Origin of the sequence: Nostoc sp. (assembly GCF_036917355.1) — a bacterium.
Taxonomy (GTDB): Bacteria; Cyanobacteriota; Cyanobacteriia; order Cyanobacteriales; family Nostocaceae; genus Nostoc.
The window spans coordinates 78325-102465 of the sequence record NZ_JBALDP010000051.1 but is presented as its reverse complement, the minus strand read 5'-3'; the positions used below and the strand labels follow the sequence as shown (position 1 = coordinate 102465).

Genomic DNA, 24141 nt, shown 5'->3' with positions numbered 1-24141 from the left:
TTAGAGAAGTTGGGGAAGAATAAATATTGATTATTGACTAATTCCCAAACCCCAATCCCCAACAATTAAAGCTAAAGTCTAAACTGGCACAATGTTGTTAAAACGATCGCTCCCCAAAATTCGCTGGAAGTCTTGGGTTAAGCCCTGGCAGCATGTAGATTGGCTACTTTTTTGTTTGCCGATTGCTGTCAGTATTTTTGGCGGCCTGATGATTCTCAGTACGGAACTGAAGCAGCCAGTAACTGACTGGTGGTGGCACTGGATGGTAGCGGGTATCGGCGTGCTTATAGCCCTATTTTTATCTCGCATCCGTTACGAACTCTTGATGCAGTGGCACTGGGTAACATACACACTGACGAACTTCAGTTTAATTGCCGTGATGATTGCTGGTACTAGCGCCAAAGGGGCACAACGGTGGATTAGTATCGCCGGCTTTAATGTGCAACCCTCAGAATTTGCCAAAGTTGGCATGATCATCACCTTAGCTGCTTTGCTACACAGGCGGACTGCTTCTAGCCTCGAAGGTGTTTTCCGCGTTCTGGCAATCACCGCTATACCTTGGGGATTAGTATTTTTGCAGCCAGATTTAGCAACATCACTGGTATTTGGTGCGATCGTCTTAGGAATGCTTTACTGGGCAAATGCCAACCCAGGCTGGTTAATTCTGATGATTTCTCCGGTGGTTGCCGCCATTTTGTTTAGTATCTCTTGGCCTTTAACAGCGCCGATAGTTTTATTCAAAGAACTATCTTTTGGCCCATTAGGATTAATTTGGTCAGTTGCAATGGCTATTGTGGGCTGGCAAACTCTTCCCTGGCGTCGATTTGGTTTAGGTGCTATCGGTGCGTGGACTCTCAATATACTGGGTGGCGAATTGGGAGTCTTCGCCTGGAACCATGTTTTGAAAGAGTATCAAAAAGACCGACTAACTGTATTCATGAATCCCGATCACGATCCACTCGGTGCTGGATATCACTTAATCCAATCTCGCATTGCTATTGGTGCTGGTGAAATCTGGGGATGGGGTCTGTTCAAGGGGCCCATGACGCAACTGAATTTTGTACCAGAACAGCATACAGACTTTATTTTCTCCGCAGTGGGGGAAGAATTTGGTTTTGTCGGTTGTTTGTTAGTGCTGTTTGTCTTCTGCTTAATTTGTTTGCGTCTATTGCATATTGCCCAAACCGCCAAAGATAACTTTGGTTCTTTGTTGGCTATTGGCGTTTTGTCCATGATTGTGTTTCAGCTGATTGTCAACATTGGCATGACTGTTGGTTTAGCACCTGTGGCAGGAATTCCCCTACCTTGGATGAGTTATGGGCGTTCTGCGATGCTGACTAACTTCATTTCCTTGGGAATAGTAGAATCGGTAGCAAATTTTCGACAAAGGCAGAAGTATTATTGATTCGTCATTAGTCATTTGTCCTTTGCTAATGACTAATGACAAATGACTATTAACAAGTATTAAGCTATTAAAAGGAAACAAGCGAGGCTAAAAAAATGATTCTGCCTGGAGCAACTGTCCGCGTCAATAATCCCGCAGATACCTATTATCGTTACGAAGGACTCGTGCAACGGGTGAGTGACGGCAAAGTAGCCGTATTATTTGAAGGTGGTAACTGGGATAAATTAGTTACCTTCCGCCTGAGCGAATTGGAACTCGTAGAAACCACCGCCGGACGTAAAAAAGCCAAATAAGACTTAGTTAGGAGTGAGAAGTTAGGAGTTAGGAGTTATGATTCCTCAACTCATAACTCCTAACTCCTAACTCTTAACTCAGCACGGGCTAAACGCCCCGCTATCGCTAACAGCACTCCCATGCGCCTTCCCCTACCACAGTTTGCCACTAGCGATCGCCATCCGAACCATATTGCGGAGGTGATTGAAACTACTAGTACCGAATTTTTAGCTCAGTGTTTGGAACCGGAAGATTTAAGCTTTCCCTCGATGCCACCCTTTGGTAGTTGGGTCTGTTCTGTAGATGAAGAATCTGGCAATCAAATTTATGCTGTAGTCTATTATGCCACCACTATGCCCATAGATTCCGTACACAGGGCGAGAGCATTAGGGTTATCTTTGCAAGACTTACGGGAAGAACAACCCCAAATATTTGCCATGCTCCGCACAGAATTCCGAGCTGCGATCGTGGGATTTGAACTATCTTCGCAAAATCAAAGTTATAACCAAAGAGTATATCAGTATCTTCCACCCCGTCCCCCGCAAATTCATCAAGCTGTTTATCGATGTGAACCAGAAGCTATCATTAAATTTACTGAAGAACTAGATTTTTTACGGACACTGCTTTGTATAAATGGTGCGCCAATAGAATCTTTAACCGCAGCTGCCATTCGAGATGTATACCAGTTACGCAAAGCTGACCGACAATGGCTAATTAAAGCTGGACGTAGCTTAAGTGTGCTACTTAAAGATGACTACGATCGCTTACGGTTTATTTTGAGTCAAATCCACCCGTAGGTAGTTAATTCTTAAATAATTGCCTAGTTAGTGTAAATTAAGAAGATTTTTGATTTTTCGTCAGGTGGCTTCTCTATTTATTCATATTGATCGGGCGATCGCCCCCAAGGTAATCGCTGTTTTACCATAGCCCCTTCAATTCCTATATATGGAACTAATATCACAAGTTCTTGTTCTGGAACCAACTTCCCAAGTTCTTGGCAAAGAACCAATTGTTCCCTTTGCTATTTTGCTGGTGGTCATCTTAGTTATACCCATCATGTTTGAGCGGCTAAGATTACCAGGATTAGTGGGCTTGGTTTTCTCAGGGCTAGTACTTGGGCCTTCAGGTTGGAATCTTTTTCAGTCTGACTCACCGATGATTAACCTACTCTCAGACATTGGGTTAATTTATTTGCTGTTTGTCGCCGGGCTAGAAATTGATCTAGAACAGTTTCGCCGGAAAACAAGTCGTGCCTTTGGGTTTGCTAGCTTTACTTTCTGTGTACCCCTACTCATGGGAACCTTAGTAGGGCTAATTTTAGGCTATGGCTGGAATACTTCAATCTTAATTGGCTCTTTATTCGCTTCCTATACCCTTTTGGCATACCCCATCATCAGCCGTTTGGGAGTGATAAACAACGAAGCTGTTACTGTCACCATCGGAGCTACGATTTTTACAAACATTGGCGCAGTACTGATATTAGCCATTTGTGTAGCTGTCTCTCATACTGAAGTATTCAGCTTTGCGAAACTACTCACTTTGTCTGGTTGGTTAATTATTTACTCTGTGGCCGTTGTGACAGGCTTTGATTGGGCAGGCAAAGAATTTTTCAAACGGTCTGGAGACGATGAAGGAAACAAGTTTTTGTTTGTATTGCTTTCTGTGTTTTTGGCAGCTGTGGGCGCTCAATTGATTGGGGTAGAAAAAATTGTTGGTGCTTTTTTAGCGGGTTTGGCGGTGAATGAGGCTGTGGGTGAAGGCCCAGTCAAAGAAAAGGTGGTCTTTATTGGCAGTGTGCTGTTCATTCCCATTTTCTTTGTTGACCTTGGCTTACTGATCGATCTACCCGCCTTTGTGAATAATCTGAACACGCTCAAGTTAACACTGTTGCTCGTAGTTAGTTTAATTATCAGTAAATTGATCGCAGCTTTGTTGACAAAACTGTTTTACCGCTATAGATGGCAAGAAATGCTAACCATGTGGTCGCTGTCACTTCCCCAGGTTGGTACAACGTTAGCAGCAACGTTAGTGGGATATCAAGCTGGGTTGCTGCCACTAGAAGTATTACACAGTGTGATTGTCTTAATGCTTGTCACATCAACATTGGGGCCGTTGATAACCAGTCGAATAGCTGTTGGTTTGAATTCCCCACCAGATGAAGAACCAGCACCACCCCTAGCTGAGGAGAACACATCAGAAATAGACAGTGCTTTTACTATAGTCGTGCCTATATATAATCCTCAGACCCAGCAGTATTTGATTGAAATGGCGTCATTATTAGCGCTTCAGTCTCAGGGCAAAATTATACCCTTGGCGATCGCTACTGCTGCTGCTCACATGGATGCGCCCCAGTTAGAAGCTTCTCTACAACGGAGTGAGTGGTTATTGAATAAAGCCACGACACAAAGTCGAGCCTTGGGCGTAGCCGCAGAACCAATGCTGCGAATTGATGATGCCTTTGCTCAAGGAATTAGCAGAGCGGCTCGCGAACAAAAGGCTAATTTAATTGTTATGGGTTGGGGTAAACGGACTGGGTTACGAGCGCGTTTATTTGGGAATGTGATTGATGGTGTGCTTTGGGCATCTCATTGTCCAGTAGCAGTGACACGTCTAGTAGAATCACCGAAAAAAATTCAGCGGATCTTAGTACCAATAGAAAATTTAACAGCACCGACATTACAACCTGTACAATTTGCCCAGATGCTAGCAGAGGCAAATCAGAGCCACATTACTGTGCTGAATGTGTGCGATCGCCGTACTAGTTCTAGTAAAATTGCTTGGAGGCGATCGCATCTCTCTCTATTGGTATCTAAATTGGCTTTAGCCAATGCCCCAGAAATTCAAATCATCGCTCACGAAAATGTTGCCCAAGCGATTTTACAGGCAGCAAGATTATATGATTTAGTAGTTTTACCTTTTATACGTAATCGTACCAGTCCTGGAGGGTTAGCCATTAGCGATGTCACAACCCAGTTAGCCAGACAACTCACCTGCTCAATTATCATGCTTGGAGAACCGCAACGCACTCAAAGCACAAATTTAATTATGTCTACCACGGTTAGCAGCATTACATCTGCTGTATGATGTAAGGAAGAATACAGTTCAAGTAAGTGGACTTGGGCTGGGTTAGCGTAGTCCGCACTTCTCTTACGAGACGCTGCGCGAACGACAACCTCAGTGACCGCCGGAGGCATCAAATTTCCAAAAATATTGGCAATAAATGAATCGGCTGTAGGGATTTACATCTGTATTATTTGCATATATTTGTAGCGCGAGTGTCAACCCGATCTCGACTAATTTCTGGTATCCAATTAAAAAATTAATAGCCGTAAAAATACTTTATATTTTTGAAGATTTGATAAAGATCGGCTGAACAACAAATAATTTTTAAACAATTTTTGTTATTTTGCTAATTGAATTCTTAAGAAAACAGGTAAAAATATAACAAAACTACAACTGTGAAAAAATAAGTAAGTTCAACAACAATTTTTGATTGAGCCTTGTTCTTTTTTTTGTTTTGTATTTTTGTACCCAAGGTGGGTAATCTAAAAGTAAGTGCAATAGCTACTGAAAATATTTGTAAGTAACTGGGAAACTATGAGAATTTTGGTGACGGGCGGTGCTGGGTTTATTGGTTCCCATCTCATCGACCGACTAATGGCTGCTGGGAATGAAATAATATGCTTGGATAATTTTTACACCGGTCATAAACGCAACATTTTGAAATGGTTAGGCCATCCGTACTTTGAATTGATCCGTCACGATATTACCGAACCAATTCGTTTAGAAGTGGATCAAATTTATCATTTAGCTTGTCCTGCTTCACCAGTACATTACCAGTACAACCCAGTTAAAACCGTTAAAACTAACGTGATGGGAACACTGAATATGTTGGGGCTAGCTAAACGTGTGAAAGCAAAGTTTTTCTTAGCTTCTACTAGTGAAGTATACGGAGATCCAGAAGTTCATCCCCAAACTGAAGAGTATAGAGGTAGCGTCAATCCCATTGGAATACGTTCATGCTATGACGAAGGTAAAAGAATTGCTGAGACTCTAGCATTTGATTACTACAGGCAAAATAAAGTTGATATTCGAGTTGTGCGGATATTCAACACCTACGGGCCGAGAATGTTAGAAAATGATGGTCGGGTAGTGAGCAACTTTATAGTTCAAGCCTTGCAGGGTAATCCTTTAACCGTGTACGGTGATGGTTCGCAAACTCGTAGTTTCTGCTACGTTTCCGATTTGGTAGAAGGATTCATCCGCCTAATGAATAGCGACTACATTGGCCCAATGAACCTGGGTAATCCTGGTGAATACACGATTTTACAATTGGCACAAACAGTGCAAAATATGATCAATCCAGATGCGCAGATTAAGTTCGAGGCACTACCTTCGGACGATCCCCGACGTCGCCAGCCGGATATCACAAAGGCAAAAAATTGGTTAAATTGGGAACCTACCATTCCTCTGCAAGAGGGTTTAAAACTAACAATAGAAGATTTTCGCGATCGCATTCAAAGCGATGTCAATAATTCAACCACCTGAGTTACGTCTAGCGTCGCTCTAAATTTTCATCCAGGCTAACCCATCGGTAGCTAGTATATTTAGTTGCTGAGTTTTCCCAAGTGTCTAAGTGTAAAATTGATAACTTCTTTTTGAAGATTAAGCCCAAATAAGTGAGGAGTTAAATAAATGCGTGTTTGCGTTATTGGTACTGGTTACGTTGGTTTAGTTACAGGTGCTTGCTTGGCTCATATTGGGCATGATGTAATTTGCGTAGACAACAACGAAGAAAAAGTTAAGTTGATGAAGTCTGGGCAATCTCCAATTTTTGAGCCGGGACTCTCAGAAATTATGCAGTCTGCCATTCAAACAGAGAAGATTCATTTTACTAGCGATCTTGCTGCTGGAGTTTCCCACGGAGAAATTCTGTTTATTGCTGTGGGAACGCCACCTTTACCGACTGGTGAAAGTGATACTCGTTACGTCGAAGCTGTAGCCCGTGGGATTGGGGAAAATCTCAACGGTGGTTATAAAGTCATAGTGAATAAATCTACAGTACCCATTGGCTCAGGTGACTGGGTGCGGATGCTTGTTCTAGATGGTGTTGCAGAGCGGCAGAAAAAACTGATACCCGCTGGTGGAGTGCCAAATGATGAGAAATTACCTGAATTTGTAGCCGAGTTTGATGTAGTCAGCAATCCAGAGTTTTTGCGCGAAGGTTCGGCAGTTCACGACACCTTTAACCCCGATCGCATTGTACTAGGAGGCAATAGCCAAAGAGCAGTAGCCTTAATGCAACAACTGTATGCCCCGATTGTGCAACGCAAGTACGCTGAGGATCAATCTTTACCCCCAGTGCCAATTCTGGCAACAGACCTGAGTTCGGCGGAGATGATCAAATACGCCGCTAATGCCTTTTTAGCCACTAAGATTAGTTTTATTAACGAAGTTGCTAATATTTGCGATCGCGTTGGTGCTGATGTCACCCAAGTAGCCAAAGGTATCGGTCTAGATTCACGCATTGGTAACAAGTTTTTACAAGCTGGTATTGGTTGGGGTGGTTCTTGTTTTCCCAAAGATGTCTCAGCTCTGATTCATACTGCTGATGACTATGGTTATGAAGCCCAGCTACTGAAATCCGCTGTCAGTGTCAACGAACGTCAGCGGTTGATTGCTTTGGAAAAACTCCAACAAGTTCTGAAAATTCTCAAAGGCAAAACAGTCGGACTACTCGGACTGACCTTCAAGCCCGATACCGACGACTTGCGAGACGCCCCAGCACTCATTCTAATTGAGCAGCTAAACCGACTGGGAGCCAAGGTCAAAGCCTACGACCCCATTATTTCCCAAACAGGTATGCGTCATGGTCTTTCTGGGGTGTTAGTAGAAACCGATGCTGAAAGACTAGCTGATGGCTGTGATGCTTTAGTACTAGTCACCGAATGGCAGCAGTTCAGCACTCTGGATTATGTGAAGATGGCGAAACTGATGGCCCACCCCGTTATCATCGATGGTCGTAACTTCCTCGACCCCGAAGCAATGATACGCGCTGGATTTCAATATGTAGGTGTGGGAAGATAGAAAGTTAGGAGTTAGGAGTTAGGAGTGACAAATAAAAATTAATTACAATCTATGATTAACAACTCCTAATTCCTTTCAAAACCTAAGGATTTAAACTACCGCCTAGAATCATCTAGGCGGTATTTAATTTGTTTAAAGCTTCATTTTACATTAACTTTTTGCGTGTAATCTGGCATCAAGCGCTATGTGGAATACGTTCAATTTCAGCATATCCACTGAAAATAATTTTTTGACCTTCAGTTTCTAATCGGTTGAGACGCATTTTCACTCCATCAAGGTCAAAACGATCTAAATCGACCATATTATCTAAAATTTCTACCAGCGCTACGCTCAAGGTTTGCGAGATTTCCCGTTGTGCTTCTGGCACTTGGTCAAGTTGAATTTTCGGATCTTTGAAAGAAACTCGCCGCCGTCTTTCAATACCTACAGTTAAAATCATGCTCAGGGGTACGAGTTCGCCATTATTTAAATCTGCTTTTGCTACAAGCTGTAAGCGATTTTCTGGCAATAGCTGTACCTGAACATCTGTAAAGGAGACTGGTTCACCACCAGATAATTCTGTCAGTGATGGTACGGTGAGGTTAAGCAGGCGTTTTTTCACCAGTTCCGCATTAAAGGCTTGGTTTATGCCTGCTTCTGATAAGATTACTTGAGCGATCGCTTGAGTGGGCTGCTTAAGGCTAAGTTTGCCACTTAAAACCGAGCCGAAGTCAATGGCCACCGCATCAGTTTCAAACGACATCTCCTCAACCGCGAAATCTCTCCGAATCACCAAGCCACGACCGCTCATTTTGAAGCTATCAATGCTGCCTTGCAAGAGCTTGCTGGAGGGGTAGCAGCGCACAAAGACTTCTACTGACTCGCTTTGGGTAAACAGGTGGCGAATCGTTTGGCTGGCGACTGTGTTGAGCATCCGCTCTCCCCAATCTGTGCCTTTAGGATCTTGTAAACCAGTAAGTCCGCCGAACATGTGGTTTTGGGTCTCTAGAAGTTCTTTGTACTTTTGTAACAAATCATGAAGAATACAGCAAGCGATCCCGTGATTAATTGTGCTGATGGATAGGCATAGGATAGCTGATGGTTGACAATACAATGTATTAAATATTACTAACTACACTCAAGTAGGAAGAAAGTCGCAGCATTCATAACAATAGTAATCATACGCTAAAGTTTTATGGAGTAACGGTTTGAGAGTAAACACCCCACTTTTGGGTGTTAAGTGCGACTTTTAACCAAGTTGCGATCGCTCCACAGTTTTTATAATCTTAAATTCATTAATAAAGTTGCTAGAATCAGATGAATGTATACCAGTGATTCTAGTCTGGATTGGTCATCATTGCGCACTCAAAGCCGGAGGAAATAGTTTTAAAAGTTATTGGCAGGATGCTTGGGTAAAAATGAATTTTGCTTGGGAGCGAATGAAACCAGAAAGATATCAGTGGTAGCACAGTCGATGTGTGAAGTTCCTCCACAGACAACACTAAGAACGCATTATGCTGACATCAATTGCTGGATACGCTGTGGTTCTTCTCCCAGCCAATCTGGATTTTGGGCAGTGCTGTCGAAGATTGATGAAGTTTTGAATGGCTCAAACTCTCCTCTTGATGCCGCTTCTGCCGTTTTTGCTAAGAGCGATCGCACCTGCTCATCATTCATTGGCTGGAACGTCCGCACTGCTTCAAAAGCTTGCTCTAGAATTTCCATACTGTCAATTCCGGTAATCACAACCGATGTTGGCAGATTCAAAGCATAATGCAAACACTCAATTGGCGTTACAGTTTTTGACCGTAAAAGAATACCGTTTGCCAAGCTTTTCATTCCCAAAACGCTGATGTTTTGTTTCACAAGTTCTGGTACAACCAGCTTTGCAAAGCTCCGGTAGTGGGCATCCATAACATTTAGCGGCATCTGCACTGTATCAAATTTAAACCCGTGAGCAGCTGCAACTTCCAGCGTATGTAAATGAATATGGGGATCTTTGTGTCCAGTGAAGCCGATGTATCGGAGTTTTCCAGCTTTTCGCGCCTCAATTAAAGCAGCATTTGCTCCTTCTGGGTCGAAAATTCGATGGGGGTCTTCGTATCGAATCATTTCGTGATGCTGAACAAGATCGATGCAATCCACTTGTAGGCGTTTAAGTGATTCGTCTAATTGTTTTGTGGCTTCTTTCTTAGAGCGACCATCGATTTTCGTCATCAGAAAAACTTTATCCCGGTAGCGATCGCGCAGTGCTTTGCCCATACGAATTTCGCTGACTCCACCGTTGTAATCCCAACTGTTATCCATAAAGGTGATGCCGCGATCAATGGCTGTTCTCACAATGCGGATAGCCATTTGCTCATCAACGTGCTTCAAGGCGATGTGCCAACCACCCAATCCGATGGCGGAAACTTTCTCTCCTGTACTACCGAGTATTCGATATTGCATTTCTGAATTTGGCGTAGTTCCTGACATGTGTTCTCCAGGTCTTTCAGCTATTAATTAAGTACATATAGCCACCTGCCAATTCAAGCACAAGGCAAAGTTGACAATATCTTGCTGAAGATACACTTTTCGACACGATGGGAAAAAACTCAAGAAGCCAAAATACAGATGGCAATTTGGGATGTGTGAGGTAGATAAGCGCAGACGTGTGGCGGTAGAGAATTAGCAGCATTACCCTGTGCGAAGGAGTGTCAGAGTTTGTCGCCAGACATCGCTAAAGTATCTTATCTCAACGAACTCCTAACTCCTAATTCCTAATTCCTAACTTTATTTACCACTATAGAAAAAGGCAATTTCTTTCTCTTTTAGAGGTGCGAAACCGGCATCTACAAGTAATTGGTCGAGTTCTGCTTGGGGAATGTGTTTTGCACCAATTCGTACAATGCGCGATCGCATCGTATTAGATACACCACTGCGCTGTCTATTGCCTTCTAGCGCCATAACTTTACCATAAAGTTCTAGCTTGGCAGGGGGAATGGGAGAACCATCAAAATCAATTCCCTGTGCGATCGCTTTATCAATCGCATCAGCCCCTGTAGTAGTTTGATTCCCTGGGTTAGTTTCGATAGGCATGGTGATTTACTCTTCTTCGCTATGGGTAGATTTTACCAGCCTTGCTGACACCAAAGTTGCCAACCTTCAAACTCACCGAAACAGTGCTGAGTGCTGAGTAAAAAAGTAATAATCGTACTCAACGTTTTAACTATGGGGTAACTCAGTACTCAGTACTCCTGAAGTTAGACTAATCACGAGCTTGTCGCGTCACCACACCACCAACAAACGCCCCTAAGATAGTGCCTGTCCAAAGTCCTGCTGTGCTACCTTGCCATATTGCTCTTGGTGTTATCCAAGCGTTGCACATCTCCTTTAAACCCCAAGGTTGGTTTTGGCACTTTTTGCTATGCAGCATCATGGTGATTTGCCCACTGGTGTAAGCGCCAAAAAAACCTGATGACAGCGCCAAGAAAGTGCAAATTAAAATTCTGTTTTTTGTCATTGGGAATGGGAAAAGGACAACTTATATTTTGCACCAGGCGACTAGAAGTCGCGGCTACACAGACAAAACCTGCCTCCGCAGGTTGAAAAGACTTGATTTTGGGTTAGTCCGCGTGGTGCGCGTTCGCGTTGGCGAAGCCTCTCGTAGAGAAGCGCAGCGCAAGCGCGATAGGCGGACTTCTCTGCAAGACGCACTCGCGTTCGTTTGTATAGCCGCGATTTCTAATCGCTAGGGCTAGGTGCTTCTTCCACATTCCCAATCAACCTGTATTTCTCATCCCGGCTGCAATACCATTAATAGTTAACAATGCTCCTCGCAGTAACTCGCCCTTGCTGTAACGAGAATGAATGACTCCAGAAGTAGCAGTAGTATTTTGGGACTGCCGTAGACGCTTGAGTAGTGAAACTTGGATAAATCCCAAGGGGACAATTGTCCCATTACGTAACTGCACAGATCGTTGCAATACAGGATCGCCATCTAACAGTCGATTGTGATCGGTGATTTTTAACACCAAATCCCTTGTCAGATAGAACTCGCTAGCAATTTGGTCAAAAACCTTGGCAAAGCGAAGTCGATCTTCTGGTTTTGAGAGTTCTTGAACGTAGTGGTGTGCCATTTGCATATCTACTTTTGCCAAAGTCATCTCGGCTTTAGAAATCACCATCTTGAAGAATGGCCACTTAACGTAAAAGTAGCGCAGTAATTTTAAGTGTTCCTCTGGTTCTGCGTTCAAGAATTCTTGTAATGCTGTGCCAACGCCATACCACGAAGGAAGTAAAAAGCGAGTTTGCGTCCAGCTAAATACCCAAGGAATAGCCCGCAGACTGCTTAAATCTTTTTTACCAGATGGACGGCGTGCGGGACGGGAACTAATTTGCAGTTGGCTAATTTCTTCAATGGGGGTTACTTCGTGGAAGAAATCAACAAAATCAGGCTGTTCGTAGATTAAAGCACGATAATGTTGACGCGATCGCGCTGCCAATTCTTCCATAATCTCATTCCAGGGTTCAATATCATCAAACCCTGTTCGCAGCAGGCTGGCTTGAATTACAGCAGTGGTGATGGTTTCCATGTGGTACAAAGCCAAGTCCACCAAGGAATATTTGGAAGCTAAAACTTCTCCTTGTTCGGTAATCTTGATTCGCCCATTGATACTATGACCAGGTTGAGCCAAAATTGCTTCGTAAGCGGGGCCACCTCCCCGTCCCACAGAACCGCCGCGTCCGTGAAAAATCCGCAAGTTTAGATCGTAGTTTTCTGCGATTTGTTGCAGTGATTTTTGAGCTTTATGAATTTCCCAGTTGCTGCTTAAAAAACCAGAGTCTTTGTTGCTGTCAGAATACCCCAGCATTACTTCTTGTAGGTTGGGGGTGACGGAGGATGTGGAGGCAGGGGAGCAGGGGAGCAGAGGAGCAGGGGAGGCAGGGTGGGATGAATTTTCATCTGCACCTTCTGGTTTTGTCTGTTCGTAGCCGCCGGCTAATAAAGCGCGATATAACGGGAGTTCAAACAGGTTCCGCATGACGCTTCTGGAGCGTTGTAAATCTTCTACTGTCTCAAATAGAGGGACTACTTGAATAGTTCCGACGGCAATGGCGGGGTCAAAAAGTCTGGCTTCTTTGGCTAACAGTAGTACTTCCAGCACGTCGCTTACGTCGCGGCACATGCTGATAATATAAGTTTGGCAGATGTTGAGACCAAATTCTTGTTGCAGCGATCGCACGACCCGAAAGGTTTCAATGACATCGTTGGTTTTTTCCGAAAATGGCAATTCTGCCGGAATTAATGGTCTGCGGGTTTGTAGTTCGCCTGTGAGCCAAGCAACTCTTTGCTCCTCGGATAGTTCGTTGTAAGGTTGAGGTAATATTTGCAGGTATTCGAGGATCTCATTGAGCGCATCGGCGTGGCGAGATGATTCTTGGCGGATATCTAACTGTGTCAAGTTAAAACCAAAAATTTCTACCTGACAGATGAGATTTTCTAATTCTCGACAACTTAAACCTGTTTCTGTCAAGTTGCGCTGAATCATTCGCAGTTCTGCTAAAAAATCGGCACCCGAACGATATAGGGGGCTATCTTGATTTGTTGGCGTTTCCCGATTGTACAAAGCGAGATTGCGATCGCGAGTATTTTCCAACCGTTTCAGCACATAAGCCAGTTTGAGCCGATAGGGTTCTTGTCGATAACGTAGCGCCAGTGCGTCGTAAACTTCACTCAACTGGGATTGATCCAATTCTAGAGATTCCAGTAAGTCTGGTAAAACATCACTCCAGTGCATCGACACACTCAACAATTCAATCAGATTTTTCACTGACTGAATATATCTCCCCAGCACCATTTTGCGCTGATAGCAAGCCGTTTTCCAGGTAATTTCAGGTGTGACTGATGGGTTTCCATCTCTGTCCGATCCTACCCAGGAGCCAAAAGAGCAAAAGTTTTTACTCGGTGGTTCCAGCCAAGGAAAGGTATTGGATAGAGTGTGTTTGAAACGTTTATACAGTTGCGGAATGCCATCAAATAAAACTTCTTGGAAGTAGTGCAGGGCATAATCTACTTCATCTAACACTGTGGGTTTGAACTGGTGAAGTTCGTCTGTACGCCACCACAGGCGAATCTCTTCGAGCAATTGTTCGCGGACATCTACTGCTTCCCAAGGATATGCTCCTGGCGTAGTCCCAGAGTGATTTTCCAAGGTATCCAGTTTTTGCAAAAGTTGTACCACCTGTCGCTGCTTATCTCGGATGGTATGACGAACAATTTCCGTCGGATGCGCTGTAAAAACTAAGCGTACATCCAGATGGGCAATTAAACGTTGAATTTGCTGGGGTGGTACATTCAGTTTGAATAAATAGGGAAACAAGGCAGCAAAAGTACCTTTTGGTTTGACTTGCGCCTTTTCGAGATAATTCTTTTTGAGAAAGGCTGCTGCTATTCCTTTGCTAACAGGCGCGTCATCTTCTCTTTGATTAGACGAATAGTTAACATTAGACGGTGTTTCCGGCTCTATTTCCTCTGTTTCTGCTTCATAACGGCTCAATTGCTGCCGTTGTTCGTATTCCTGCTCTATGATGTTAATCAGCTGAAAATACAGAGCGAAAGCACGAGCCGCACGAATTGCTTCGTTGATATTTAGTTGTTCAATTAATTTGACGGCTGAGGATGCTTGGTCATTTGTTGCTTGTCCTTCTGGCGAACATAAATCGCGCAACTGACGCAACAAGTCCACCATATTTTGACCGCATTCTTGCCGGAGAACTGACTCCCACAATTCTTCCACTACCTGGAGACGATGGCGCAAAAATAATTCCGACACCGGGTATATATCAGCAGTTTGAGACGAAGAGTATAAAAGGGAACCCATATTCTCTATTCTTGTAAAGCTAATTACTGTTTACGGTTCTAGGTTTTGCACTTAATGCTCACCGGGTTGTTCCTGAGCAAATAATTATTTGGTGTATATCTTCTCATCTTGATTGATTTCGCGTTCATCTGGGAAATCTAGATTGGGTAGGCGATCGCCTCGAAATAATTCTTCACTGGCTTCTCCTAAGGCTTCTAGTGCTCTTACTGTAGCTTTTCCAGTAATCAGCAGCAGTAATATAGACGCTGTACCTATTTGTAAAAGGAACGATTGAGGAATGGGAAATAAATCCAGATTGGATGTGGGTTTAGGTGAAGACTGTTGGTTGGTAGGAGGCATTGCTAATTTTTGGTTATGGGAAGCATGAGTAAGAAGGAGTTAGGAGTTAGGAGTTAAGATGACTCCAACGATAAAGGGAGGGAGTTTAATGAGATAAGCTTATTGTTTGTTTCGCCCATCAGGGGTATTAGCGCAGTGGGACACAAGGCCGGCTTTCAAGGACAAGTCATCAGCCAGTCATATAGAATTATTCTGACTCCTGGCTCCTAACTTTTGGCTCCTAACTCCTAACTCCTAACTTCTGATTTTTGACTCCCTATTAGTAAAATAAACGCAAAACTCAACATTAGTCAGACTTGCAACCTATACAAGACTATCTTGTCCGATTTTGTGAGCTACGAAGGTAACAAAATTGTTAAAAAAAAACGTCAGAGTGTGATAGACCTATGGTTCTAGTTTACAAGTGCAGGCACTATCCCCCAACCATCGCTTCCTGTAAAGTTAACTGAGCATGAAAACATTAGTACCAGATCGCCAGCAATCCTTAGTGCAATGGGTGAGCCAAGCAACAGGGATCAACACTTTCGGAGTGAAAGTCCGGTTGCGGGGAAATGACCTTCATATTCTTTGTGAAGGTACAGAATGTCCGCAGCGTTGGCGTACTTTGTCTGATTTGCTGCAAGCATTACAGCAAACAAACTTAGATATTCTCACAAGCAGCGAACAAACCTCAATATATCAAGTATTTGTCTATGGTCGCAGAAAAGGGGAACAGCGTCCTTCGTGGTGCCATCGAGTTCACTTGAATCAAATAGATAAGCATCTCGATCAGGTGCAACAAGCGCTGCTAGCAGACTCGGAAAAATCAAAACAATCGGGTGGGGCGCTAATTGTCTCTAACGAAAGTTTGGCACGCCAAGGGAATCCAGAAGCGATCGCTCGATATTTGAGCGAAACTCTGAGTACGTTAGGTGTATCAGTACAGGTAAAAATTAAGCTATATAAGCCCAAGAATTCTCAGCCAGAAGAAAATCGCCTGTGGATATTTTGCCATTCAAGCTATAGCCCTGATGCATCGTTGCTTGCCGAACCCATAGCCCAAAAGTTGCGTTATCTCAAGCTTTCCGGCTACCAAGATGCCGTAATTGTTTCTCAGGTGAGCGGCGAAACCGCCCCTGATTGGCTGCTGCGGGTTGATTTGACACCCCCAGAGGTGATGCTGAAGGAGTGGGCGCGTTGGGGAGATGTCCAAGCGATCGCTCGATTATTAGCTGAAGTACTATCAGGATTAAAAGTTGGTGTCCAAGTTTCTTTGAAAGAATCAACGCTACATATTTTTTGTATCCCAGCTTTCGATCCTTTAGGAACTGCCCCGATCCCAGACAAGGTAGTGTGCTTAGAGGCGATTTTACCGCAGCTAGAAGCGATCGCTCCTCAAGGCATTCTCGCCGCCACCATATACGGGCAAAAAGCAGGCGACAAGGAACCCACTTGGGTTGATTGGCTGGCTTTACCCGCAGCAAACCATCCTGCCTTTGCCATATCACCACTTGATTTGGCAAATACTGGTGATGAACAAGCGATCGTATTTTTAATAGAGCGCTTACTCAATCCTGATTTGGATTGGCGACTACTGACAGGTGGAACTCGCGTACTTCTACTGAACAAAAATGGTTTATTGCACATTATGTGTGATGCACCTGTTTGTCCACAGCGGCAACAAGTAGCAAGTAAAATTACGCAGTTTATCCGTCAGTTAAAAATTTCCGGTATCATAGGAGTACGTATCTACGGTCGCCGGGCTGGGAATAAAGAACCTTTTTGGCATTATGGCGTCGATCTTGAACATCGCCAACGTTTAGTACCAGAAGCAACCCCAGAATTTGCTGCTACTTCTATATACATTAACGATTTAGTAACATCTGAGACTAGTGAACCAATTTTGCGCCCAGACTTAACGACAGAAGAAGTTCAAAATTTTGTAACCGAAGTAGCGCGAGATTGGATAGCAACGGCGAGTTCAACTGCGAGAAAATTCCTGTTGAAAAGCCAGCTATTTACCGAAAGCAACGATTCAGCGGAACGTAACCACGATCTTCAAGGAATTAAAATTGCTCTGGTTTGGGGAACACTGGGATTATTGCTCACCCTCCAAACTGATTGGGTATTGGGTCGAATTATTGCACTTAATACGCCCAGTTCGCCAAAAGTAGCTAGTGCCACCCTGCCATCTTCATCTTCCGAGCAAAAGGCATCTTTGACATCTGGGAAAAATCAGACTGAGAAAAAGACATTTTTTAGTAGCACTTCCAAGAAAAAATCTCCTCCAAATCAGAGTTCTGTATTTAACGCTTCGGAATTTACCCAGAGTGAGGATACCCCAAAAAATAATTTGGCAGCCGCACCACTGAAGGAAAAAGCAACCGCAACAGCTATTCTTTTAGCAGCGCGATCGCAGATGCCAAGTTTTAATGTCAGGCAGTTAGACGAGCAACTAGCACTCTATAAACAGCGTTTAGCTAGAACTGGTAGTCCCCCAGATGTATTGATTATTGGCTCCTCTCGTGCCCTCAGAGGAGTAGATCCCGCAGCACTTTCTAAAGCTTTAGCAACTCAAGGCTATCCAAATCTTGACGTGTTTAACTTTGGAATTAACGGTGCTACGGCACAAGTTGTAGACTTTGTGATTCGTCACGTACTAGAACCATCAGAACTACCCAAAATAATTATTTGGGCAGATGGGGCGCGTGCTTTCAACGGTGGACGCGAGGATATTACCTTTAAATCGCTTGCTGCATCCGTTGGTTATAAGCAAGCATTCCAAAAAACAGCAACAACGGCAAGTAGCAATGATTTGCCAGAAAATACAGTAAATTCGGGAGAAGAAAAGACAAACGAAGAAAAACAGGAGATTAGTACTTATGAAGCCGTCAATCAGTCATTAAATCAGGCTCTAGCCTCTGTTTCTACTAGCTATCAAAACCGCGACCAAATTAAAAGTTTACTGCAAAAACAACTGCTCTTATTTGGTAATAATCAGACAGTTGCATCACAAAAACAGTTGACAGACGGTACTTCAGATGAAAGTATTTCCCAGCAAGCCGTTGATTTTGATGGCTTTCTACCCTTGTCTATTCGCTTTAATCCCACGAGATACTATCAAAAACATTCTAGAGTTCCCGGAAATTATGACAACGACTATAAATCTTTCCAAGTAGAAGGAAAGCAAGATACTGCTTTTCAAGAAGTGCTTCAGTTTACCCAGTCTCAGAAAATCTCTTTAGTATTTGTCAATATGCCGCTGACGGCAGATTATTTAGATCCAGTGCGTAAACAATATGAGCAACAATTTCAGCAATATATGTTGCGTTTGGCTACTAATCCCAACTTTATTTATCGTGATTTGAGTCAACAGTGGCCAAAAGTAAATGATTTCTTTTCCGATCCTAGCCACCTCAATCGGTTTGGTGCATACGAAGTCTCGAAAAAGCTAGCTAACGATCCGATGATTCCTTGGCCAGTGAAGTAGGGAGTAGGGATAAGGTAGCAGGGAGAGAAGTAGACAAGGGGGATTACTAAAGCCAATGCTCAATGTTCAATGACAAATGACTAAAAAATGAACTTTATATCAATTTTCTATGGACTGTTCTTATTGAGTGTATTAGGAATTTACTGGTCTTTAGCACAACATAAATTGCGATTGTGGACGCTGCTAATTGCCAGTCTAGTTTTTTATTCATCTTTGCACATTCAATACATACCATTACTATTAGCATTAACGTTTATTAACTTCCGTATAGGACTGGAGATTGGTAACAACACATCACCAGGAAAACATTCTCTTGACTGGCAAATTTCTAATGAAGAGTGGCAATTTGCTCAAGTTGATTGGAATCGTCGCCGTTTAAAGGTTTTGTGGGTGGGTATAATTCTAAATGTTTTGCTGCTATTAGCTTTTAAGTATTTTACCCCTTTATTCAAGTTTGTTTTTCATGTCCAAACAAACTCACCAGATAGCTCTTTTAAATTAATTTCACCCTTAGGAATTTCATTTTTCACCTTTGAATGTATTGCTTATTTAATAGATGTCTATCGCGGTGCCCCTGCTACTGATAATTTTCTCAAATTTGCTACGTACAAATTATTCTTTGCAAAACTGATTTCAGGGCCGATTACGCGCTATCACAACTTAGCAAATCAATTTAATACACTAGAATTACCTAGCACCAATAGAGTAGCTGAAGCGCTATGGTTGATTGCTAGGGGCGCAGTCAAAAAAGGTATTTTTGCAGACCACTTGGGAATTTTCGTCGATTTATGTTTCGGTAATTTGCAACGGGCCGGTAGTACCGATTTGTGGTTAGCTACATTCGCTTATGGCTTGCAATTATATCTAGATTTCAACGGTTACGTAGACATTGCCCGTGGTAGTGCTATGCTTTTCGGCTTAGTTCTACCTGAAAATTTCGACTTTCCTTATTTCAGCACCAATATTTCCGAATTTTGGCGGCGATGGCACATGACTCTGGGAGATTGGCTACGTAACTATGTCTACTTTCCTTTGGGTGGTTCCCGGCGGGGTTTAGTCCGTACTTGCTGGAATTTATTTATTGTGATGCTAATTGCTGGTATCTGGCACGGTGCCGCTTTGGGCTATGTTGTTTGGGGCATATTCCACGGGTTGGCCTTAGTAGCTCATCGACTTACAGATTCTATAAGCGATCGCTTTGAAAATCTAGAACAATTCTGGCAAAATCCTCTAGGTATCTTTGTTGCTTGGTTTTTAACTCAACTGATGGTTTTTACCTCTTGGATTTGGTTCCGTCTGCCTAATCTCCAAGACTCTTCTTTAGTACTTCGGCATCTTTGGGGTTATCCGGCTGACGCTCAGTTTGCTGAAAAGGTCTATGTCGAAGCCTTAAATATGAGCCAATCCCAACTCGCTTGGGTACTTCTAGGTTTAGCTGCGCTTATGGCCGTAGTCTATGCATTCAATCGAATATTGAAGTTAGAGTTTAACTGGCCCCTTAAGCTTGTCTTCGTCCCCCTATGTTTTTACGCTGTTTGGTTATTAGCTCCTGAAGGCAGTTTGCCCTACATCTACTTTGATTTTTAACTGAACCATCAGACAATATAGAACTTAATATCTTGTTACAAATCGACAAGACTTAAAATGTTTTTCATGGGCTAATTGTAAAGAAGTGTAAAGGTAGATAAATAGGCGATCGCATCCTTGAAAGTGATAGTTAGTTTGTTGTTGAAGTGGCTCAAAAAGCTTTAATTTACTACCTTGTATAGCTTTATTGATAGTAGGAAAACTTTACAGTTCGATGAGCTTGTTAAAGAATTCTATTACAGAATATTAAGTCACAGATTGCGTCAAAGTAAATTCATGTAGACTGTATTTCAGCAGGCGAAATAAACTACCGCTTGTCCCATATTTAACAACCCATAGCACTTATAAAACAATGACCACAACCTTACAACGGCGCTCCGGCGCTAACGTATGGGATCGCTTCTGCGAGTGGATTACCAGCACCGACAACCGCATATACATCGGTTGGTTTGGTGTACTCATGATCCCAACCCTGCTAGCTGCTACAACTTGCTTCGTAATTGCTTTCATCGCTGCTCCTCCTGTGGACATTGATGGCATCCGCGAACCAGTTGCAGGTTCTTTGATCTACGGAAACAACATCATCTCTGGTGCAGTTGTTCCTTCTTCAAACGCTATCGGCTTGCACTTCTACCCAATCTGGGAAGCAGCTTCCTTAGATGAGTGGTTGTACAACGGTGGTCCTTACCAGTTAGTAATTTTACACTTCTTGCTCGGTTGCGCTGCCTACCTTGGTCGTCAGTGGGAACTTTCTTACCGCTTAGGTATGCGTCCTTGGATCTGTGTAGCTTACAGCGCACCTCTGGCTTCCGCTACCGCAGTATTCTTGATCTACCCCATCGGTCAAGGTTCATTCTCTGATGGTATGCCTTTGGGTATCTCAGGAACATTCAACTTCATGATTGTGTTCCAAGCAGAACACAACATCTTGATGCACCCCTTCCACATGTTAGGTGTAGCTGGTGTATTCGGCGGTTCATTGTTCTCAGCAATGCATGGTTCTCTAGTAACTTCTTCCTTGGTGCGTGAAACCACCGAAACCGAATCCCTTAACTACGGTTACAAATTCGGTCAAGAAGAAGAAACCTACAACATCGTTGCAGCCCACGGCTACTTCGGTCGTCTAATCTTCCAATACGCTTCCTTCAACAACAGCCGTTCACTGCACTTCTTCCTCGCAGCATGGCCTGTCGTCGGTATCTGGTTCACCGCCTTGGGTGTCAGCACGATGGCATTCAACCTGAACGGTTTCAACTTCAACCAATCAATCATTGACTCCCAAGGTCGCGTCATCAGCACCTGGGCGGATGTAATCAACCGCGCTAACTTAGGTATGGAAGTAATGCACGAGCGTAACGCTCACAACTTCCCCCTAGACTTAGCTGCTGGTGAAGTTACTCCTGTCGCTCTGACTGCTCCTGCTATCAACGGCTAATACTTAAGTATTAGCTAAATAAAAAGCGCCCTCCAGAAATGGGGGGCGCTTTTTATGGCTTTTGTGGAACATGGCTTAAAGAATAGTGTTTTATCCCTCCCTTAGAAAGTGGCGATCGCTTAACCCGCCACGAATTTGAGCGTCGTTATACAGGAACCTATCCCACTAATAATATTTTGTGAATCCAGATGTGGATAGTGGCAAGGTCTATAAATTCGCCAAAATAAACCTTTCGAAGCTCCCATCTCAGGACGAGACAACGGTATTTGCTTTGATACCAAGCGAAACACCGCTCCTAGACCCGTCCACCTTAATCATAAATGTTCATATGAACCTGACATAACTCATTTTGCAACTTTTTTTTTCCCAGATATTAACTCTAGCTTCGGAAAATAACGCTGCCAGATTTGCCGCCCTAGCAAAAGCAGACTGATAAGTTGCCGCACTTGTTGAATTTGTATTTGTAGCGCTTGATTTCTCTGCCGTAAGTTATAAATATTCTGTTGGCTGAGATAAATATTTTCGGGTGCTTTATTCAGTGCTGCATTAGTACAACTTTCATAGGCGGTTAATCTATCTGCTATATATGCTAGCTGCTGCTTAAGTTGCCACACCCGCCAAGCCACATAGAGTAGTACCAGTGAAATCAGGGTGTTAATTATGACAACTAAAATTACCATTGTTTATCTTGACCAATATTAGCTTTGAGAAATTGTTTTATATACTTGATTTGGCTCTTATTTAATGATGAAGAAATTCAAGAATAAAATTGATGGCACAAAGTACATCTGTATTCTGGCAATAAAAAGTAGTTAGATAATGCTCTAAGTGATATTGAAAGACTTTACTAGGTGAAAATTAGTGTAACAAAGGCTGATAGCTAAAAAATCGCCAATTTGCCAATTTTGTAACAATGATATGTCCACATCTCGCAAAACCACAGCTACAATTGCCTTAGATTCACGACTCGGTTTGCGAAATCAACCCGTATGCTCCATAAGCCCCATCATTACTACCTCCCACTCCTTAACCTGATAATCCTAGTCAATTTGAGAGCTTTGTGGGATGTAAGCACAATGGTATAAACCCCTCAACAGATGGTGAGAGAACTACACTCCTTGGAGACTCCCCTGCATTGCCTTTATTATTGTGCTTCTACCTCTACCAGTTTTCCAGTCCGTCGTGTGCAGTTAATTAATATTTTGCCTGTAAAAACCTCATTGCTGGTTCACTAACCAAAAATTGCTGGGTGTGGACTTGGGAAACAGATAAGAGCTGATTCGTAAAGAAAATCTTAAGGAAACCCAATTTATTGCTGGGCATGACTTTCAGAGAATAAACGCTTGATTGGCTCAAAATCCTGAAACCCTTACGAGATAAAGACTTTACTTTAATTTACAAATTAGCTCTAAGTGATAGAGGAGAAAGTCTCTTAATTCCTCTTCCCTTAACCTTTACCCCTTTCTTTGCCGAAGGCTTCCCCTCAGCCATTAACTTCTTCCCTGTTGAAGATTGTCCCCTGTTATTTTACTAATACTTTACCAATAATGATTATCTTTTTTTATACATCCAGTAGGAGTTAAGGATGTCAAAAAAATCACCATTGAATAATTTCTTCCCAGTTATTCTTGCTGCCTTGACAATTGGATTTGTTGGGTGTGGAAATCAAGCTGTAAGAACTACATTCACTCAGACTAACACCCAGGTAAATGAGAATCTTCCCCAAGTTGTAGCGACTACAAGCGTACTGTGTGATTTAACCAGACAGGTTGCTGGAAATACAGTTAACCTCACCTGCTTAATTTCTCCTACCGCCGACCCCCAATTTTATAAACCAAAATTGGAAGATCGTAAAGCCATTGAGCAAGCTAATCTTATTCTTTATAATGGCTACAATTTTGAACCAAATCTGATCAAGTTAATTAAAGCGACTAAAAACCCTATACCAAAAATAGCCGTCGCTCAACTGGCAGTGCCTAAGCCACAAAAATTTCAGACAGGTGGTAAAAATATAGCCGATCCTCATGTTTGGCACAATACCAAAAATGCTATCAGAATGGTAGAGGTAATTAATAGTAATTTGAGAAAATTACAATCTAGTGATGCAGAGGCTTATAGCAGTAATACTAAAAAAATTACCAATGAACTCACTCAGCTAGATAGCTGGATTAAGTCAAGAATTGTCAGTATTCCTACCAAAGAACGTAAGTTAGTTACAACTTCTGATGCACTGAGTTATTACACCAAAGCATACCGTATTTCATTAACAGGAGGATTGCAAAGTATTAGTACTAAAGAAAACTTGACAACCGAACGAGTCAATAATTTGGCTACCAACATTAAACGAGCTAAAGTATCAACAATTTTTGCTGAAGTGGAAATTAATCCTAATTTGATTCAATCTGTAGCCAGAGAAGCTGAAGTGAACATTTCTGACAGAAAGCTATATACTGAGGGACTTGGTGAACCAGGAAGCGACGCGGACACTTATCAGAAAATGATGATTGCCAATACACGCACAATTGTAGAAGGACTAGGAGGGACGTATTTGATGTTTGAAGCGAAAGCTGCTAGGTAGCTAGAACATCAATTCAGTAATCTTAGAAATTGGGTTTCTTGATATTTCAGGAAATTTGGTTTATTAGTCTATCTTTGGAATATAGAATTGGAATTTTAGATGTTACGGAAGATGGGTAAAAGAGAT

At 42.8% G+C, this 24141-nt stretch carries 18 protein-coding genes; 11 read left to right on the top strand and 7 right to left on the bottom strand.

Features of this window, described 5'->3' with window-relative positions:
- The first annotated feature begins 91 nt into the window (after window positions 1-91).
- The 6 genes from rodA to V7K53_RS15145 all read left to right on the top strand — a co-directional run bounded on the left by rodA (window position 92) and on the right by V7K53_RS15145 (window position 7765).
- Window positions 92-1405: a rod shape-determining protein RodA gene (gene rodA / locus V7K53_RS15170; protein ID WP_335198342.1), complete on the top strand. Its 1314-nt coding sequence runs from the start codon at window positions 92-94 to the stop codon at window positions 1403-1405.
- Window positions 1406-1500: 95 nt separating this feature from the next.
- Window positions 1501-1698, top strand: a complete 198-nt coding sequence (locus V7K53_RS15165; RefSeq protein WP_190899062.1) for an NAD(P)H dehydrogenase subunit NdhS — start codon at window positions 1501-1503, stop codon at window positions 1696-1698.
- A gap of 120 nt (window positions 1699-1818) precedes the next feature.
- Window positions 1819-2475, top strand: coding sequence for an HAS-barrel domain-containing protein (locus V7K53_RS15160; protein ID WP_335198341.1), 657 nt, complete (start codon window positions 1819-1821; stop codon window positions 2473-2475).
- A 148-nt stretch (window positions 2476-2623) separates the two neighbouring features.
- The gene (locus V7K53_RS15155; protein WP_335198340.1) at window positions 2624-4762 is read left to right on the top strand and encodes a cation:proton antiporter domain-containing protein; all 2139 of its coding nucleotides are present in this window, start codon (window positions 2624-2626) and stop codon (window positions 4760-4762) included.
- Between the two features lie 513 nt (window positions 4763-5275).
- Window positions 5276-6226, top strand: coding sequence for a UDP-glucuronic acid decarboxylase family protein (locus tag V7K53_RS15150; RefSeq protein WP_335198339.1), 951 nt, complete (start codon window positions 5276-5278; stop codon window positions 6224-6226).
- Between the two features lie 147 nt (window positions 6227-6373).
- On the top strand, window positions 6374-7765 hold the full coding sequence (locus V7K53_RS15145) for a UDP-glucose dehydrogenase family protein (RefSeq protein WP_335198338.1): 1392 nt from the start codon (window positions 6374-6376) through the stop codon (window positions 7763-7765).
- A 175-nt stretch (window positions 7766-7940) separates the two neighbouring features.
- On the opposite strand, the gene V7K53_RS15140 is transcribed toward V7K53_RS15145, so the two are convergent.
- The 4 genes from V7K53_RS15140 to V7K53_RS15125 all read right to left on the bottom strand — a co-directional run bounded on the left by V7K53_RS15140 (window position 7941) and on the right by V7K53_RS15125 (window position 11246).
- Window positions 7941-8735, bottom strand: a complete 795-nt coding sequence (locus tag V7K53_RS15140) for an LmeA family phospholipid-binding protein (RefSeq protein ID WP_334982594.1) — start codon at window positions 8733-8735, stop codon at window positions 7941-7943.
- A 521-nt stretch (window positions 8736-9256) separates the two neighbouring features.
- Window positions 9257-10219 (bottom strand): aldo/keto reductase, encoded by a 963-nt coding sequence (locus V7K53_RS15135; RefSeq protein WP_335198337.1) that lies wholly within the window; start codon window positions 10217-10219, stop codon window positions 9257-9259.
- Between the two features lie 297 nt (window positions 10220-10516).
- Window positions 10517-10822: a small RNA NsiR4-regulated ssr1528 family protein gene (locus tag V7K53_RS15130; RefSeq protein ID WP_335198336.1), complete on the bottom strand. Its 306-nt coding sequence runs from the start codon at window positions 10820-10822 to the stop codon at window positions 10517-10519.
- 169 nt (window positions 10823-10991) lie between these two features.
- Complete coding sequence (locus tag V7K53_RS15125) at window positions 10992-11246, bottom strand: hypothetical protein (RefSeq protein ID WP_335198335.1); 255 nt, start codon at window positions 11244-11246, stop codon at window positions 10992-10994.
- 28 nt (window positions 11247-11274) lie between these two features.
- Here V7K53_RS15125 and V7K53_RS15120 point away from each other — a divergent pair, with 28 nt between their 5' ends.
- On the top strand, window positions 11275-11478 hold the full coding sequence (locus tag V7K53_RS15120) for a hypothetical protein (RefSeq protein WP_335198334.1): 204 nt from the start codon (window positions 11275-11277) through the stop codon (window positions 11476-11478).
- Window positions 11479-11505: 27 nt separating this feature from the next.
- Here V7K53_RS15120 and V7K53_RS15115 read toward each other — a convergent pair whose 3' ends face one another.
- Window positions 11506-14607, bottom strand: coding sequence for a phosphoenolpyruvate carboxylase (locus V7K53_RS15115; RefSeq protein WP_335198333.1), 3102 nt, complete (start codon window positions 14605-14607; stop codon window positions 11506-11508).
- Window positions 14608-14691: 84 nt separating this feature from the next.
- The gene (locus tag V7K53_RS15110; RefSeq protein ID WP_335198332.1) at window positions 14692-14946 is read right to left on the bottom strand and encodes a hypothetical protein; all 255 of its coding nucleotides are present in this window, start codon (window positions 14944-14946) and stop codon (window positions 14692-14694) included.
- Between the two features lie 451 nt (window positions 14947-15397).
- Here V7K53_RS15110 and V7K53_RS15105 point away from each other — a divergent pair, with 451 nt between their 5' ends.
- The 3 genes from V7K53_RS15105 (at window position 15398) to psbA (ending at window position 21437) form a co-directional block, all read left to right on the top strand.
- Complete coding sequence (locus V7K53_RS15105; RefSeq protein ID WP_335198331.1) at window positions 15398-18415, top strand: DUF1574 family protein; 3018 nt, start codon at window positions 15398-15400, stop codon at window positions 18413-18415.
- Window positions 18416-18502: 87 nt separating this feature from the next.
- The gene (locus V7K53_RS15100; protein ID WP_335198330.1) at window positions 18503-20002 is read left to right on the top strand and encodes an MBOAT family O-acyltransferase; all 1500 of its coding nucleotides are present in this window, start codon (window positions 18503-18505) and stop codon (window positions 20000-20002) included.
- Between the two features lie 352 nt (window positions 20003-20354).
- Window positions 20355-21437: a photosystem II q(b) protein gene (psbA, locus tag V7K53_RS15095; protein WP_335198329.1), complete on the top strand. Its 1083-nt coding sequence runs from the start codon at window positions 20355-20357 to the stop codon at window positions 21435-21437.
- Window positions 21438-21781: 344 nt separating this feature from the next.
- Here psbA and V7K53_RS15090 read toward each other — a convergent pair whose 3' ends face one another.
- Window positions 21782-22117, bottom strand: a complete 336-nt coding sequence (locus V7K53_RS15090) for a hypothetical protein (RefSeq protein ID WP_335198328.1) — start codon at window positions 22115-22117, stop codon at window positions 21782-21784.
- A 905-nt stretch (window positions 22118-23022) separates the two neighbouring features.
- On the opposite strand from V7K53_RS15090, the gene V7K53_RS15085 reads away from it, so the two are divergent.
- On the top strand, window positions 23023-24015 hold the full coding sequence (locus V7K53_RS15085; protein WP_335198327.1) for a metal ABC transporter solute-binding protein, Zn/Mn family: 993 nt from the start codon (window positions 23023-23025) through the stop codon (window positions 24013-24015).
- Window positions 24016-24141: the final 126 nt, after the last annotated feature.